This is a genomic window from Actinoplanes sp. NBRC 103695 (assembly GCF_030269485.1).
Classification (GTDB): domain Bacteria; phylum Actinomycetota; class Actinomycetes; order Mycobacteriales; family Micromonosporaceae; genus Actinoplanes.
The window spans coordinates 80507-95321 of record NZ_BSTL01000021.1 but is presented as its reverse complement, the minus strand read 5'-3'; the positions used below and the strand labels follow the sequence as shown (position 1 = coordinate 95321).

Here is a 14815-nt window from a genome sequence, read left to right as displayed (position 1 = left end):
GAGCTGTGGCATGGGACACCGAGGGGACACGGCGCCGGCTCAAGGAGGCCGCCACCGCGGAGTTCGCCGAGCGCGGCCTGGACGGCACCACGATGACCCGGATCGCCGTCCGCGCCGGCATCAACAAGGAACGGCTCTACAGCTACTACGGGGACAAGAACGCGCTCTGGGAGATAGTGCTGGCCGACGAGCTCGACCGGCTCGCGTCCGCGGTCGGCTTCGACCAGCCCGGCGACCTCGGCGACTTCGCCGGGGCGACCTACGACTACCACGCCGCCCACCCCGCGCTGGCCCGGCTGCTGCAGTGGGAGGGCCTCGGCCAGGGACCGCCGGCCCGCGCCGCCGAGCGCGCCGCCCACTACCGGCAGAAGGTGGAGCGCTTCGCCAAGGCGCAACGCGACGGCCTGCTCGACGGCGGCCTGGACCCGGCCCACCTGCTGTTCGCCCTGATCGCCCTGGCCGCCTGGTGGCAGACCGTCCCGCAGCTCGCCGAGATGATCACCGGCGCGGCCGGCGACGACGAGGCCGAGCGCCGTCGCCGCCGGGAGTTCGTGGTCGAGGCCGCGCGCCGGCTGACCGGCGCGCGTCCTAAGGACTGAGGACGCGGCTCAGGCTGATCGGCAACGTGCGCTGGCGGGTGCCGGTGGCGTGCCAGACCGCGTTGGCGATGGCCGCGGCGGTGCCGCACGACCCGATCTCGCCCAGGCCGTTGACCCCGGAGGTGTCCTGCGGCTCGTAGTCGGCCACGAAGTCCGCCTCGATCGCGGGCACGTCGGCGTGCGCGGCGATGTGATAGCCGGCCAGATCGGCGGTGACCAGCCGGCCGGAGACCGGGTCGTGGACGCCCTCCTCGTGCAGGGCCATCGACAGGCCGCCGATCATCGCGCCGGTCAGCTGACCGCGGGCCAGCAGTGGATTGATCACCCGGCCCACCGCGAACATGCCCAGCAACCGGCGGACCCGCACCTCGCCGGTCGCCGGGTCGGCGGTCACCTCGGCGAAGATCGCGCTGTACGTGTTCCGCTCCTGGTCCGGCTGCCAGTTGATCAGCGGAGTGGTGTCGACCGTCGCGGTCACCGGCAGGTCCGCGCCGGGCAGCTTCTCGCGCAGCGCCTTGGCCGTCTCGGTGATGGCGAAGACGTGCGAGGTGGTGCCCCGGGAACCGCCCGCGTCGGCGGCCATGCCGAGGTCGCTGTCGCCGATCCGCAGCCGGATCGCCTCGGTGGTCACCCCGAGCGCGTCGGCGGCGACCGCGGTCAGGGCGGTACGCGCGCCGGTGCCGATGTCGGTGGCGCCGCTGCGCACCGTGAACGTCCCGTCGGCCTCCGCGGTGATCGACGCCGACGACGGGAACGTGCCGGCGATGAACGCGGCGCAGGCCACGCCCGTGCCGACGAGCAGGTCGCCCTCGCGGCGGACCCCCGGGCGGGGATCGCGCTGCCCCCAGCCGAACCGGCGGGCCCCCTCGGTGAGACAGGTGACCAGGCGCCGGGTGCTGAACGGGCGGCCGGACACCGGGCTGACCGACGGCTGGTTGCGCAGCCGCAGGTCCAGCGGGTCGATGCCGAGCCGTTCGGCCACCTCGTCCACGGCGGACTCGAAGGCGAACGAGCCTGGTGTCGCGCCGGGGCCGCGCATCGTGCACGGCGGCAGCATGTCCAGCGGGACCGCGGTGAGCTGGGTGCGGATGGCCGGGGCGGCGTACAGGGTGCGGGCCTGCTCGGTGCACCACTCGATGTACTCGGCGAGCGGCGAGAGGGCGAAGGCCGCGTGGTGGTGGATGGCGCGCAGCCGGCCGGAGGCGTCGGCGCCGATGCGCACCCGCTGCTCGGTCGGCGGCCGCGAACCGGTGGCCAGGAAGACCTGCCGGCGGGTGAGCGCCACCCGGACCGGCCGGCCGACGTGTTCGGCGGCCATCGCCGCGAGGATGAGCTGGGCGCCGCAGATGGTCTTGCCGCCGAAGCCGCCACCGACGTGCTCGGCGCGGATGTGCACCCGGTCCCGGTCGATCTCGAACAGCGTGGCCATCACCCGGGAGATGCCGTACGGGCCCTGGTCGGTGTCCACCGCGTGCAGGTGGCCGTCGGCCCACCAGGCGGTCGCGGCGTGCGGCTCGATGGCGCTGTGGGTCTCCTCCGGCGTGCGGTAGACCTCGTCCACGACCACGGCGGACGCCGCTAGCTCGGCCGCCAGGTCACCGGTGTCGGCCTCCGGTCCGAAGAGCGTGGACGCCGGGCGGGCAGCCGGATGGTCCAGGGCGAAGCCGAGGTCGTGCGGCTCGGTCTCGTACCCGATCCGCAGCGCCGCGGCGCCGGCGCGCGCCTGCTCGGGAGTCTCCGCCACCACGAGCGCGACCGGCCGCCCGGCGTGCGGCACGACGTCGTCCTGGAGCAGCGGGAGGCTGCCGTCCGGGCCGAAGTAGTTGGCGGCGTCCGGGTTGAGCCGGCGGGAGTTGGTGTGGTCCAGGACCGCCAGCACGCCCGGCAGGGCGAGCGCGGCGGCCGCGTCGAGCTCGCGGATCCGGCCACGCGACACCGTGGCCGTGACCATCCAGCCGTGCGCCAGGCCCGGTACCGGCACGTCGGCGGCGTACGGCGCGGCGCCGGTGACCTTGAGGCGGCCCTCCAGCCGGGGGCGGGGTGTGCCGACGATCATCGCTGGCCCTCCAACTCGGTCAGGACCGCCACGATCAGGTTGCGGGCGAGCGTCACCTTGTAGGCGTTGTCCCGCAACGGTTCCGCGGCGGCGAGCTCGGCCGCGGCGGCCGTCCGGAACCGTTCCGGTGTCGCCGGTCCGCCCAGCAGCGCGGCCTCGGCCCGCCGGGCCCGCCACGGCCGGGACGCCACCCCGCCGAGTGCCACCCGGACGTCGCGCACGACGCCGTCCTCGACGTCGAGAGCCGCCGCCACGGACACGGTGGCGAACGCGTAGGACGCCCGCTCGCGGACCTTGCGGTAACGCGAGCGCCGGGTCACCGGTGCGACCGGCAGCACCACCTCGGTGATCAGGGCGCCGGGCGGCAGGACGGTCTCCCGGTCCGGGCGGCCGCCGACCGGTGGATAGAACTCCGGCAGCGGGATCTCGCCGGGCCCGGCGAGCGTCTCGTACCGGACCACCGCGTCGAACGCGGTCAGCGGCACCGCGAAGTCGGACGGGTGGGTGGCGACGCAGTGCTCGGTCCAGTCCAGGATCGCGTGGTTGTGATGCACGCCGTGCAGCGCCGGGCACCCGGTGCCCGGCTCGCGCCGGTTGCACGGCTCGGACGGGTCGGCGAAGTACGCGCAGCGGGTGCGCTGCAGCAGGTTGCCGCCGACCGTCGCCATGTTCCGCAGCTGGCCCGACGCGCCGGCCAGCAGCGCCTGGCTCACCGCCGGGTAGTCGCGCCGGACCCGCGCGTCGGCCGCGACCACGCTGTTGGTCGCGGTCGCGCCGAGCACCAGCCCGCCGTCGCCGGCCGTGCGGATCCCGCCGAGATCGAGGCCGCGCCCGTCCACCAGCCGGTCGGGCGTCTCGACGCCGGTCTTCATGAGGTCCACCAGGTTGGTGCCACCGGCCAGATATCGGGCGTCGGCCATCAGGGCCTCACGCACGCCGGTCGCCCGCTGGTACGCGAATTCCCTCATCGGGACACCGCCGTCTCCTGGATCGCGCGCACGATCGACGGGTACGCGCTGCATCGGCAGAGGTTCCCGCTCATCCGTTCGCGGATCTCCGCCTCGTCGAGATCCGGTGTCCCGCCGCGGGTGACCGCGCTGGGCCAGCCGGCAGCGTGCTCGGCCAGCATCCCGGCCGCCGAGCAGAGCTGCCCCGGCGTACAGAATCCGCACTGAAGTCCGTCGAGGCGCACGAAAGCCTCCTGGAGCGGGCTCAACTCGCCGTCCTCCGCCAGACCCTCCACGGTTGTCACGCCGACGCCGTCGGCGGTGACCGCGAGGGTCAGGCAGGACACCACGCGCCGGCCGTCGACGAGGATGGTGCATGCGCCGCACTGGCCCTGATCGCAACCTTTCTTGGTGCCGGTGAGGCCGAGCTGCTCACGGAGCGCGTCGAGCAACGTCCGGCGATTATCCACTATCAAAACACTAGTTTCGCCGTTGACCAGAAGGGAGATCTCGGTGCGCGTTTCATCGGTCATCGCTGTCCTTTCCAGACAACCCGAGCCTAATCATTCGGACGCCATTCGTGTTGCACAGGAATGGCGAGTGCGTGCACAATCGCCGCATGATCCTCGACGAGATCCGCGGCCTGCTGGCCCGGCATGCCCGGGCGGATCTGCGGACCGCCGTCGACGACGTCCTGATCTTCCGGGCGGATTCGCCGTACCCGCCGGCCCCGACCACGTACGGCAGGGTCTTCGCCCTCATCGGCCAGGGCACCAAACGCTGCGCGGTCGGCGACCGGGTGTACGAGTACGGGCCCGGCGAGTACCTGGTCACGTCCGTCGAGCTGCCGGTGTCCGGCTACTTCGCGCGGGCCAGCGCGGAGCAGCCGGGTCTCGGTGTCGGGCTGACCCTGGACCCGTCGATGGTCGCCGAGATGCTGCTGCGGGAGCATCCCGGCGACCGTCCCGCCCCGGTGGACGGCTCGCCGCCGTCCGCGATCGCCGCCGGCACGGCGTCCGCGGAACTGCTGGACGCGGTCGCCCGGCTGCTGCGCCTGCTGGACCGGCCGGCCGACATCGCCGCCCTCGCGCCCCTGGTGAAACGGGAGATCGTCTGGCGTCTGGTCACCGGGGACCAGGGCGAGGTCGTACGCCAGGTCGGCCTGCCCGACAGCGGCTTCAGCGAGATCACCCGCGCGGTCAGCTGGATCCGCGACCACTACGCCGACCGGTTCGTGGTCGAGGAACTCGCCCAGCAGGCCGGCATGAGCGTCTCCACCTTCCATCGCAACTTCCAGGCGGTCACCGCGATGAGCCCGATCCAGTTCCAGAAGCAGATCCGGCTCCAGCAGGCCCGGCTCCAGCTCGCCGCCGAGCCCGGCAACGTGGGCGGGATCAGCCGGCGGGTCGGTTACGAGAGCCCGTCGCAGTTCAGCCGGGAATACCGGCGCCAGTTCGGGGCTCCGCCGAGCCGGGACGGCTCGCGCTCAACTGCCGGACGCCCGGCCTGATCAGGTCCGGCCTGATCAGGTCCGGCCTGATTCGGGGCCGGCGGCAGGAGTAGACCAGGGCCGGCGGGAGGTTGGCCCAGACCGTGCGCCCGGCGACGACCTCCTCGAACCGATCGCGCAGCGAGCGGCGCAGCCGACCGGCCGCCGGCGCCCACAGCGTCGACGTGTACGCGAAGGTGGTGAACACGCCGTCCGGCGCCAGGGCATCGGTGACGGCCCCGAGCAGGTCGTCCTGGTGTCCGGCGGAGAACGCCGCCCAGGGCAGCCCGCTGACGATCACGTCGGCCCGGCCGATGCCCCGCCGGTCGAGCACGTCCCGCAGCCGGGCGGCATCGCCGAGCACCACGTCCACCCGTGGATAGCGCATGGCCAGGGGCGCGGCGAACCGTGAGTTGATCTCGACCGCCAGATGCCGGCCACGACCGCCGAGCCGCCGCTGGATGGCCGCGGTGAACGATCCGGTGCCCGGTCCGAGCTCGACGACGACCGGTGAGCCGGTGTGCGGCACGGGCGCGGTGACGGTGTCGGCCAGTCGTTCGCTGCTGGGCGCCACCGCGGCGACGGTGAGCGGGTTGCGCAGGAACTCCCGGAGGAAGGCGCCGTTCACGATGCCGCCGCCGGTGCCCGGTCGGCCAGAAGCGCGGCGAGCCAGCCGGTGCGGGTACGCCGGGCGGCCTCGGAGAGCCGGGCGTGCGGGAACAGGGCGTCGAACCCGTGCACCCCGCCGGCCCAGACGTGCAGGTCGGCGTGTCCGCCGGCGGCCCAGATCCGGCTCGCGTAGGCGACGTCCTCGTCGCGGAAGACCTCGGCGGTGCCGGCGTCGATGTAGGTGGGCGGCAGCCCCGACACGTCCGTCGCCAGGGCGGGCGAGGAGTAGGCGGAGACGTCCGTCGTGCCGGCGAGCAGCGACCGCCAGCCGAACTCGTTCATCTCGCGGGTCCAGACGCCCGGGGCGCCGCCGTGCTGGAGGCTGGAGATCGTGTCGTTGCGGTGGTCGAGCATCGGGCAGATCAGCACCTGCGCGGCGACCGGCGGCCCACCCTGGTCGCGGGCCAGCAGCGTCACCCCGGCGGCCAGCCCGCCGCCCGCGCTGGCACCGGCGACGACCACCCGCCCGGGATCGACGCCCAGGTCGTCGGCGTGCGCGGCGAGCCATCGCAGTCCCTGGTACGCGTCGGTCACCGGCACCGTGCCGCCGGCCTCCGGCGCGAGCCGGTAGTCCACGGTGACGACCACCGCACCGCACTCGTGCAGCCAGTCCAGGGGAATGTCGATGTTCGTGTACCGGTCGCCCATCATCATGCCGCCGGGGTGGATCCAGTAGACGCAGGGCGCCTGGTGAGCGCCCTCCGGGATGAACGCGGTCAGCGCGATCGGCGTGCCGTCCAAGGCGGCGACGGTGATCTCCCGCTGCTCGACCGGCCGGCCGCGGAGCAGCGGCTCCACCGGTGGTGAGGGAATCTGTCGCACCTGAGCCAGCGTCTCGGCGTCGAGGGTGGTCATCAGCGGCATGCCGCCCAGCAGGGTGCTGAGCTCGGCGTCGACCGCGGGACGTGGGTAGGTCATCTCAGAACACCGCCTTTGCGCCGACCGGAACCTGGTCGAGGTACTGCGGGTGTGGCAGCGACGGCGCGTCCAGCGGCAGCGCGATCACCTCGTCGCGTTTATCGGGTAGCGCGGTCATGATGGCTTGAAAAGCGTGTCCGACTGTCATGAGCACCACTGTCGGCGATGAACAATGGCCCGTACATCTGTCGGATGACTGCATCGTCTTGCCCGGAAGTCGCGACGGCTTGCCCAATTCTGGCGACCATTGTGGCGTGCAATTTCTGCCGGTAACCTGCCGCACGTGGTTCACGAGTTGTTCGGACGCCGTGACGAGCTGGGGCGGCTGTCCGAGTTCCTCGACGGCCTCCGGGCGCGCGGCGAGGCCCGGCTGATCCGAGGCGATCCCGGGGTGGGCAAATCCTCGCTGCTGACCGCCGCGGCCGGACTGGCCGCCGACGCGGGTGTCCGGGTGCTGCGGGCGTCGGGCTCGGAGTTCGAGGCCGACGTGAGCTACTCCGCGCTGAATCAGTTGCTGCTGCCGGTGCACGCCGACCTGGACCGGCTGCCGCCCGGTCCGCGCGGGGCGCTGGCCGTGGCACTGGGCTTCGACGCCGGCCCCGCCCCGGACGCGCTGCTCATCTGCAACGCGGCTCTGCTGCTGCTCCGGGCCGTCAGCGCGGAGCAACCGGTCGTACTCCTGGTCGACGATCTGCAGTGGATCGACCGGGCGAGCGCCGTGGTTCTCGGGTTCGTCGCCCGCCGCCTGGACGGCTGCCGTGCCGGGCTGCTGGTGTCGGCGCGCACCGGGACCGCCAGCTTCCTCGACCCGCGCGGCCTGACCGAGATGGTCGTGCCGCCACTCGACGGCGAGGCCGCCGGGCACCTCGTCGCGAAGCACTTCCCGGACATGCCGGGCCGGGTCCGGGAGCGCCTGTTCGGCCTCGCCCAGGGCAATCCGCTGGCCCTGATGGAGTTGCCGTCGACGCTGCTGGGCGCCGCTCGCCGGACCGCGGCGCAGGCCGACGTGGTGCCGCTGGGCGACCGGCTGCAGGCGATGTTCACGTCCCGCCTCACCGCGCTCCCGGAGGTGACGCGCCGGCTGCTGCTGCTCGCCTCGTTCGAGGGCGCCGGCGACCTCGGGGTGCTGCGGGCGGCCAGTCCCGCGATGGCGGGTCTCGGGCCGGCGGAGCGTGCCGAGCTGATCCGGGTGGACGACGCCACGGCACGGATCGCGTTCCGGCACCCGCTGATCCGGTCGGCGATCGTGGCGATGTCCACCCACGAGGAGCGCCGGGACGCCCATCTCGCGCTCGCCGACGCCCTGCCCGGCGACCCGGAACGGCGTGCCTGGCATCTCTCGGCGGCCGCCACGGGCCCCGACGAGGCGGTCGCGCGGCTGCTCGAGGAGGCGGCGCACCGGGTGATGCTCCGCGGTGACGCGTTCGCCGCGATCGCCGCGCTCACCCGGGCCGCCGAGCTGAGCACGACCAGTCAGGCCCGGGCACGGCGGCTGGCCGAGGCCGCGTACATCGGCGCGGAGGCCAACGGCAGCGCGGCCGACGCCCGTACGCTGCTGAACGACGCCCGGCAGGCCACTACCGACTCGGCGGGGTCGCTGCACGCGGCCAACGCCGCCGCCTTCCTGATGCTCAACGGCGACGGCGACGTCAGCACCGCGCACCGCCTGCTGACCGGCGCGATCGAGGCGGGCGATCACGGTTACCGCGCGGACGACCCGGCGCTGGTCGAGGCCATGCACACGCTGCTGCTGCTCAGCTGGTACGGCAGCACCCCCGACTACTGGGCGCCGTTCGACCGCGCGGTGAGTCGCATGCGACCGGGGCCACCCGACGTTCTGGCCTTCGCGAGCAAGACCTTTCCCGACCCTGTGCGTACGGGCGCGGCGGCGCTCGCCGAGGCCGATGCGGTCCTCGCCCGCCTGCCCGACGAGACCGATCCCACCCGCATCGTGCGGATCGGCACCGCGTCGGTCTACCTGGACCGCCTCGGCGACTCCCGGGAACCGTCCTGGCGGCTGGTGCAGCAGGGACGCGACGGCGGCCCGCCCCGCCGGCACCTGGGCGCCCTCATGCATCTCTGCCTCGACAGCTACCTCGTCGGCCGGTGGGACGAGGCCGAGGAGCTCGCCCGCGAGGGGCAGCGCGTCTGCGACACGGCGGGCTTCCCGTTCTTCGCGTGGTACTTCCACTACAACCGGGGCATCGTCGCCGCCGGCCGGGGCCGGTTCGACGAGGCGTACGCGCTCGCCGACGAGATCACCCACTGGGCCCTCCCGCGCGGGGTGACCGCGGCGGCCCTGTTCGCCCAGCACCCCCGCGCCCTGGCCGCTCTCGGTCAGGGCGATTTCGACCAGGCTTTCCGGTACGCCGCGGCGATGAGCCCGCCCGGTGTGCTCGCCTCGCACGTGCCGCACTGCACCTGGGTGATGTTCGATCTGGTCGAGGCGGCGGTGCGCACCGGCCGCACGGTCGAGGCCCGCGCCCACGTGGAGGCGATGCGCGCCGCGAACGTGGCGGCGCTGTCGTCCCGGATGGCCCTCCTCCAGGCCGGCGTCGACGTCCTGATCGGCGCGGACTCCCGCGCGGGCGGACCCGACGGGAAGGGCGGAGCCGACGGGAAGGGCGGAGCCGACGGGAATAGCGGGGACGGCGGGAAGGGCGGGGACGGTGGCGCGGTCGCCCGGCTGGACGCGCTGCTGGCCGCGCCGACGGCCGAGAGATGGCTGTTCGACGCGTCGCGGGTCCGGCTCGCCTTGGGGGAGAGGCTGCGGCGCACGGCGTCGACGTCGGAGGCGAGCCGCCACCTCACGGCCGCCCGCGACGGGTTCGCCGCGATGGCTGCCCAGCCGTGGATCGCGCGCGCCGAGGTCGAACTGCGCGCCGCCGGACAGAGGCCGCCGACGCCGGGTTCGGCCGGCTCGCCGATGGCAGGTCCGGTCGCGCTGACCGCTCAGGAGCTGCAGATCGCCGAGCTCGCCGCGGCCGGCCTGACCAACAAGCAGATCGCCGAGCGTCTCTACCTGTCGCACCGCACGGTCGGCGCGCACCTCTACCGGATCTTCCCGAAGCTCGGGGTGGCGTCCCGCGCCGGGCTCAGGGACGCGCTGTCTTCTCCGCGCTGAGCACGTCCGCCTGGTCCTCCTTCTCCTGCAGCAGATCCTCGAGCAGCCGCCGCGTGCTCGGGTCGGTGGCGCCGATCCACCGGGCCGCCTCCTGCAGGGTCTGCACGAGGATCCGGGCGGCCAGCAGGTTCTGGGTCACGGCGGCGGTCAGGTCGCCGTCCGGGAAGGCCCGGAAGGTCACCGGCGACCGCGCCGTCAGGTGCCCCGGATCGTGGTCGGCGGGAAAGCCCAGCTGTCGCAGGCGGACCGCGACCCGGCGGGCGGCGCCGCGGTCGCGATCCGCGCAGCCGAGCAGGAATCCGGCCACGGGCCGCAGCGAGGCGCCGCGGACCAGCAGGGCGTGCTGCTCGAACTGCAGCGCCGAGACCAGCAGGCCGGCCAGGACCGTGTTCAGCAGGCGGGCGACCGCGCCCAGCTCGGCCCGGTTCGACGGGGTGACCGGCCCGTCGTCCAGGTCGAGAAGGGCGCGGTCGTGAATCTCGCGCCGGTGCGGGGAGCTGCTCACGCCCCGATGCTCCGGCAGCCGACCGCGGCCCACATCGGTCAGATGACCTAATTGCCGGAGCCGGAGCCGGAGCCGGACTGGAGCTTGGCGAGCGTCAGCACCTCGCCTCGGATGCCCCAGCCGCCGTCGGCGACCTCCTCGACGAGCACCATCGTGTTGTCCCGGACGGCGTCACCGAACGTCTCGGCGTACAGGTCGGTGATCCGGACGACGAGGTTCTCCTTCTGCTCGGCGGTCAGCAGGCCGGCCGGGACCTTGAGATTGGCGAACGGCATGGTCGTACTCCTTCTTGTCGGGTCTTGATCTCGACCCTGACCCGTCCCGCGGCGCCGAACCAGGAGCCGCCGACCCGGGGGTCGCCAACCCCTGGTTGCGGCCGCGCGCCGAGGGCAGACTGGCCGGGTGGACGTGGATGAGCTGGGTGCCTTCCTGAAGTCGCGGCGGGCCCGGATCACGCCCGCGGAGGTGGGCCTGCCCGCCGGGAGCCGCCGCCGGGTGCCCGGCCTGCGCCGCGACGAGGTCGCCCACCTGGCCGGCGCGTCCGTGGACTACTACATCGAGCTGGAACGCGGCCGCGGCGCCCAGCCGTCCGCGCAGATGCTGGCCGCCCTGGCCCGGGCGTTGCGCCTGGACGCCGACGAGCGCGACCACCTGTTCCGCCTGGCCGGCCGGCCCGCGCCGGCCGCCGGTGGGACGGCGGCGCACATCCCGCCGGCCATGCTGGCGCTGCTCGACCGGCTCGGCGGCACGCCCGCCCGGATCATCACCGACCTGCACGAGACCCTGGTGCAGAACCGCCTGGCCGAGGCCCTGCTCGGCCCGCCCGGGCCGGAGAGCTTCGTCGCCCGGTGGTTCACCGATCCGGACGCGCGGACGATCTATCCCCCCGAGGATCACCCGCACCACTCGCGGGTGCTGGTCTCCGACCTGCGGGCGGCCGTCGCGCGCCGCGATCATGACGCCCGGTACACCGGCCTGGTGGCCAGGCTGCGCCGGGCGAGCGGTGAGTTCGCCGAGCTGTGGGACACCGGTGACGTCCGGGTCCGGCGGGGCGAACGCAAGCGCATCGTCCATCCGTCGCTGGGCGTGGTGGAGATCGACTGCCAGAACCTGTTCAGCGAGGACGGCCGCCAGCGCCTGCAGTTCTTCACCGCACCGGCCGGCGGGGCGGCCGCCGACCAGTTGCGCCTGCTCGCCGTGATCGGCAGCCAGGACCTCACCGATGGGCTACCGCTGAGTAACTCACCTGGGTAGCGTGAGGGGCTCCACCGTCCTCGATCGAGGGGGTAGAGGTCGTGACTCAGACCCAGCGCAACCAGGCCGACGTCTCGGAGAAACAGGCTCGCCAGGTGGCCGAGGCCGCCCGCGACGCCGAGTGGCGCAAGCCGAGCTTCGGCAAAGAGCTCTTCCTGGGCCGGTTCCGGCTCGACCTGATCGATCCCTGGCCGGCCCCGGAGCCGCGCCCCGACGCGGACGACTTCCTGGCCAGGCTGGGGGAGTACGCCCGCGCGGAGATCGACGGCGCCGCCATCGAGCGCGACGCCCGCATCCCCGACGAGGTGTTCCACGGCCTGGCCCGGCTCGGCGCCTTCGGCATGAAGATCGATCGGGAGTACGGCGGGCTCGGCCTGTCCAACCTGCACTACTGCAAGGCGCTGACGCTCATCGGCTCGGCGAACCCGTCGGTCGGCGCGCTGCTGTCCGCGCATCAGTCGATCGGCGTGCCCCAACCCCTCAAGACTTTCGGTACGCCCGAGCAGAAGAAGGCGTTCCTGCCGAGGCTGGCGGCGGGCGAGGTGTCGGCGTTCCTGCTCACCGAGCCGGACGTCGGTTCCGACCCGGCCCGCCTGGGCACCACCGTTGAGCCGGTCGAGGGCGGCTACCGGCTCAACGGGATCAAGCTGTGGGCGACCAACGGCACAGTCGCCACCCTGCTGGTGGTGATGGCCCGGGTGCCGGACAAGGGCATCACCGCGTTCGTGGTGGAGGGTGACTCGCCCGGCATCACCGTGGAGCGGCGCAACGAGTTCCTCGGCCTGCGCGGGCTGGAGAACAGCGTCACCCGCTTCCACGACGTGTTCGTGCCGGAGGCGAACGTCATCGGCGGCCTCGGCAAAGGGCTCAAGATCGCGCTGACCACCCTGAACACCGGGCGGCTGTCGCTGCCCGCGATGTGTGTGGGGGCCGGCAAGTGGTCGCTCGGCGTGGCCCGGGAGTGGTCGGCGGAGCGGGTGCAGTGGGGCCGCCCGGTCGGCCGGCACGAGGCCGTCGCCAAGAAGATCTCGTTCATCGCCGCGACGACCTACGCGATGGAGTCCATGCTGGACCTCTGCTGCGTGATCGCCGACGACGACCGCAACGACATCCGGATCGAGGCCGCGCTGGTCAAGCTCTTCGCCAGCGAGATGGCGTGGCAGGTCGCCGACGAGCTGATCCAGATCCGCGGCGGCCGCGGCTTCGAGAAGGCCGACTCGCTGGCGGCTCGCGGCGAACGCGCCTCCGAGGCCGAGCAGGTGCTGCGTGACCTGCGGATCAACCGCATCTTCGAGGGTTCGACCGAGATCATGCATCTGCTCATCGCGCGCGAGGCGGTGGACGCGCACCTCTCGGTCGCCGGGGACATCATCGATCCGGAGGCCGGGCTCGGCCGCAAGGCCCGCGCCGGGGCGCGAGCGGGTGCGTTCTACGCGCGCTGGCTGCCGACCCTCGCGGTGGGCAAGGGCCAGACCCCCAACGGGTACGCCGAGTTCGGTCCGCTGGCCGTACACCTCAGGTATGTCGAACGGGCCTCGCGGAAGCTCGCGCGATCGACGTTCTACGCGATGTCCCGCTGGCAGGGGAAGCTGGAGCGCAAGCAGGGTTTCCTGAGCCGCGTGGTGGACATCGGCGCGGAACTGTTCGCGATGTCGGCGGTGTGCGTCCGCGCCCGCGCCGAACGCGGCGACCACCCCGGCGGCATGGAGCTGGCCGACGCGTTCTGCCGGCAGGCGCGGCTCCGGGCGGAGGCTCTCTTCGCGGCCATGTGGGACAACACCGACGAGGTGGACGTGAAGGTGGCGCGGCGGGTTCTGGACGGCCGCTACACGTTCCTCGAGGAGGGCATCGTCAGCCGCCCGAGCGACGACGCGTGGGTGGCCGCCTGGCAGCCGGGCCCGGCCACGGTGGAAGACGTACGTCGGCGCATCCCCAAGGCATAACTCACCGGCTTTCGGGCACGCGGAGGATATGCATGTCAACATGATCCGACGCGGGCGCTGACGCCGTGTTCCTGATCTTCGGGTTCCGTACCCGCGACAAGATCGTCTCCCAGCGTCCGAGGGTTTGCGAGGTATGTGGCGTCCATGCCACGCAGACCCTGGTCAGGCGTTCGACGAGGTTCTCGCTCTTCTTCATCCCGCTGTTCCCGGTCAAGCCCAGCACCTACTACCTGGAGTGCGGCAACTGCGGCACGGCTCGGCGCGCTGACCGGCGAGCCGTCAGCCGGCTGGCGGCGTGAGGCGCCTCAGCCGAGCCGAGCGGCAGCTGATCGGCTCGGCGCCCGGTCCGGCGCGCGGGTTCGTCAGCACGACGGTTGTCGTGGGCGGGCTGCGGCTGCACGTCCGGGAACGAGCCGGTGCGGGTGACGCGCCCTGGGTGCTGCTGCACGGGCTGGCCGTGTCGCACCGCTATCTGATGCCGACGGCCGCCGCTCTGCCGGGCGCGGTGTACGTGCCCGACCTGCCCGGCTTCGGGCTGTCCGGCAAGCCGCGCCGCGTCTTCGACGTGGTGGAGCACGCCGATGTGGTGGCGGCCTGGATCGACGCCGCCGGGCTGGGTGCCGTGCACGTGCTGGGGAACTCGTTCGGCTGTCAGGTCGGCGTCGAACTGGCCCTGCGCCGGCCCGACCTGGTCGGGTCTCTCGTGCTGGTCGGGCCGACCGTCGACCCGGCCGCGCCGACCGCCTTCGACCAGGTCCGCCGCTTCGGCCGGGACCTGCTCCACGAGGATCCGCGGCAGGTGCCGATGATCGCCGCCGACGTCCGCGACGCCGGACCGATGCGGGTCGTGCGGACGCTGCGCCACTGCGTCCGGCACCACACCGATCAGCGGCTGCCGCTGCTGACCGTGCCCGTCCTCGTCCTGCGCGGCGAGCACGACACGATCTGCCCGACAAGCTGGACCGAGAAGGCCGCCGCACTCGCTCCGTTCGGCCGGGCCGACGTAATTCCCGGCGCCGCGCACAACGCCGTGACCACGGCCGGCCCGGCGGTGGCCGCCCGGGCCTCCGCCTTCGTAACCCGGTGACCGCGAGTCACCCGCCGGCCGGCAGGCATCCGATGGCCGGCAGGCACTCGCTGGCCGGAGTCAGCCGGTGGCGGGCAGGATCAGGCAGCCGAGGTTGCTTCCGTTCGCGCCGGTCGAGGCCGCGCGGATGCGTACCGTGCGCGCGATGCGGGACGGGTGCGTGCCGTCCTGACGTGGCTACCGCGGTGATCTCCGCTAAGCTCTACGGGCGCCGTGGCCCGGCG

15 protein-coding genes are annotated in these 14815 nt (G+C 73.3%); 7 read left to right on the top strand and 8 right to left on the bottom strand.

Translation table 11 applies throughout. The annotated features are described in order from the left end of the window. Nucleotides 1-5 precede the first annotated feature (5 nt). Nucleotides 6-599, top strand: a complete 594-nt coding sequence (locus QSK31_RS33235) for a TetR/AcrR family transcriptional regulator (protein ID WP_285688544.1) — start codon at nucleotides 6-8, stop codon at nucleotides 597-599. Here QSK31_RS33235 and QSK31_RS33230 read toward each other — a convergent pair. The 3 genes from QSK31_RS33230 to QSK31_RS33220 are packed head-to-tail and all read right to left on the bottom strand — an operon-like array spanning nucleotide 589 to nucleotide 4135. After that, nucleotides 589-2655, bottom strand: a complete 2067-nt coding sequence (locus QSK31_RS33230) for a xanthine dehydrogenase family protein molybdopterin-binding subunit (RefSeq protein ID WP_285688543.1) — start codon at nucleotides 2653-2655, stop codon at nucleotides 589-591. The two genes, QSK31_RS33235 and QSK31_RS33230, sit on opposite strands and share 11 nt — an antisense overlap. Continuing rightward, nucleotides 2652-3623 carry an FAD binding domain-containing protein gene (locus QSK31_RS33225; protein ID WP_285688542.1) on the bottom strand — a complete coding sequence of 324 codons (972 nt, stop codon included), beginning with the start codon at nucleotides 3621-3623 and terminating at the stop codon, nucleotides 2652-2654. The genes QSK31_RS33230 and QSK31_RS33225 overlap by 4 nt, the downstream gene beginning before the upstream one ends. Then, a complete protein-coding gene (locus QSK31_RS33220; protein WP_285688541.1) occupies nucleotides 3620-4135 on the bottom strand; it encodes a (2Fe-2S)-binding protein in 516 nt (171 codons plus the stop codon). The genes QSK31_RS33225 and QSK31_RS33220 overlap by 4 nt, the downstream gene beginning before the upstream one ends. 86 nt (nucleotides 4136-4221) lie before the next feature. On the opposite strand from QSK31_RS33220, the gene QSK31_RS33215 reads away from it, so the two are divergent. Continuing rightward, nucleotides 4222-5112: an AraC family transcriptional regulator gene (locus QSK31_RS33215; protein WP_285688540.1), complete on the top strand. Its 891-nt coding sequence runs from the start codon at nucleotides 4222-4224 to the stop codon at nucleotides 5110-5112. Here the strand turns inward: QSK31_RS33215 and QSK31_RS33210 are convergent. From QSK31_RS33210 to QSK31_RS33200, 3 genes are read right to left on the bottom strand one after another with little or no spacing between them, the layout of a single operon-like run. Beyond that, the gene (locus QSK31_RS33210) at nucleotides 5033-5719 is read right to left on the bottom strand and encodes a class I SAM-dependent methyltransferase (protein WP_285688539.1); all 687 of its coding nucleotides are present in this window, start codon (nucleotides 5717-5719) and stop codon (nucleotides 5033-5035) included. The two genes, QSK31_RS33215 and QSK31_RS33210, sit on opposite strands and share 80 nt — an antisense overlap. Then, nucleotides 5716-6678, bottom strand: a complete 963-nt coding sequence (locus QSK31_RS33205; RefSeq protein WP_285688538.1) for an alpha/beta hydrolase — start codon at nucleotides 6676-6678, stop codon at nucleotides 5716-5718. The genes QSK31_RS33210 and QSK31_RS33205 overlap by 4 nt, the downstream gene beginning before the upstream one ends. Nucleotide 6679: 1 nt before the next feature. Continuing rightward, a complete protein-coding gene (locus tag QSK31_RS33200; protein WP_285688537.1) occupies nucleotides 6680-6826 on the bottom strand; it encodes a hypothetical protein in 147 nt (48 codons plus the stop codon). A 135-nt stretch (nucleotides 6827-6961) separates the two neighbouring features. Here QSK31_RS33200 and QSK31_RS33195 point away from each other — a divergent pair, with 135 nt between their 5' ends. Then, nucleotides 6962-9802: a helix-turn-helix transcriptional regulator gene (locus QSK31_RS33195; RefSeq protein WP_285688536.1), complete on the top strand. Its 2841-nt coding sequence runs from the start codon at nucleotides 6962-6964 to the stop codon at nucleotides 9800-9802. On the opposite strand, the gene QSK31_RS33190 is transcribed toward QSK31_RS33195, so the two are convergent. Both QSK31_RS33190 and QSK31_RS33185 read right to left on the bottom strand, forming a co-directional pair. Continuing rightward, a complete protein-coding gene (locus tag QSK31_RS33190) occupies nucleotides 9774-10307 on the bottom strand; it encodes a ferritin-like domain-containing protein (RefSeq protein ID WP_285688535.1) in 534 nt (177 codons plus the stop codon). The two genes, QSK31_RS33195 and QSK31_RS33190, sit on opposite strands and share 29 nt — an antisense overlap. A gap of 47 nt (nucleotides 10308-10354) precedes the next feature. Continuing rightward, nucleotides 10355-10582, bottom strand: a complete 228-nt coding sequence (locus QSK31_RS33185; RefSeq protein ID WP_285688534.1) for a tautomerase family protein — start codon at nucleotides 10580-10582, stop codon at nucleotides 10355-10357. 127 nt (nucleotides 10583-10709) lie between these two features. Between QSK31_RS33185 and QSK31_RS33180 the strand changes: the two genes are divergently transcribed. The 4 genes from QSK31_RS33180 to QSK31_RS33165 all read left to right on the top strand — a co-directional run bounded on the left by QSK31_RS33180 (nucleotide 10710) and on the right by QSK31_RS33165 (nucleotide 14591). Next, a complete protein-coding gene (locus QSK31_RS33180; RefSeq protein WP_285688533.1) occupies nucleotides 10710-11561 on the top strand; it encodes an MmyB family transcriptional regulator in 852 nt (283 codons plus the stop codon). Nucleotides 11562-11602: 41 nt separating this feature from the next. Next, complete coding sequence (locus QSK31_RS33175) at nucleotides 11603-13504, top strand: acyl-CoA dehydrogenase family protein (protein WP_285688532.1); 1902 nt, start codon at nucleotides 11603-11605, stop codon at nucleotides 13502-13504. Nucleotides 13505-13569: 65 nt separating this feature from the next. Beyond that, complete coding sequence (locus QSK31_RS33170; RefSeq protein WP_285688531.1) at nucleotides 13570-13803, top strand: zinc-ribbon domain-containing protein; 234 nt, start codon at nucleotides 13570-13572, stop codon at nucleotides 13801-13803. Then, nucleotides 13800-14591: an alpha/beta fold hydrolase gene (locus QSK31_RS33165; protein ID WP_285688530.1), complete on the top strand. Its 792-nt coding sequence runs from the start codon at nucleotides 13800-13802 to the stop codon at nucleotides 14589-14591. The genes QSK31_RS33170 and QSK31_RS33165 overlap by 4 nt, the downstream gene beginning before the upstream one ends. Nucleotides 14592-14815: the final 224 nt, after the last annotated feature.

Coding starts and splice junctions, on each gene's coding strand:
- QSK31_RS33220 (WP_285688541.1), bottom strand. CDS start 4,135: ATGACCGATGAAACGCGCACCGAGATCTCCCTTCTGGTCAACGGCGAA.
- QSK31_RS33230 (WP_285688543.1), bottom strand. CDS start 2,655: ATGATCGTCGGCACACCCCGCCCCCGGCTGGAGGGCCGCCTCAAGGTC.
- QSK31_RS33225 (WP_285688542.1), bottom strand. CDS start 3,623: ATGAGGGAATTCGCGTACCAGCGGGCGACCGGCGTGCGTGAGGCCCTG.
- QSK31_RS33205 (WP_285688538.1), bottom strand. CDS start 6,678: ATGACCTACCCACGTCCCGCGGTCGACGCCGAGCTCAGCACCCTGCTG.
- QSK31_RS33185 (WP_285688534.1), bottom strand. CDS start 10,582: ATGCCGTTCGCCAATCTCAAGGTCCCGGCCGGCCTGCTGACCGCCGAG.
- QSK31_RS33200 (WP_285688537.1), bottom strand. CDS start 6,826: ATGACAGTCGGACACGCTTTTCAAGCCATCATGACCGCGCTACCCGAT.
- QSK31_RS33215 (WP_285688540.1), top strand. CDS start 4,222: ATGATCCTCGACGAGATCCGCGGCCTGCTGGCCCGGCATGCCCGGGCG.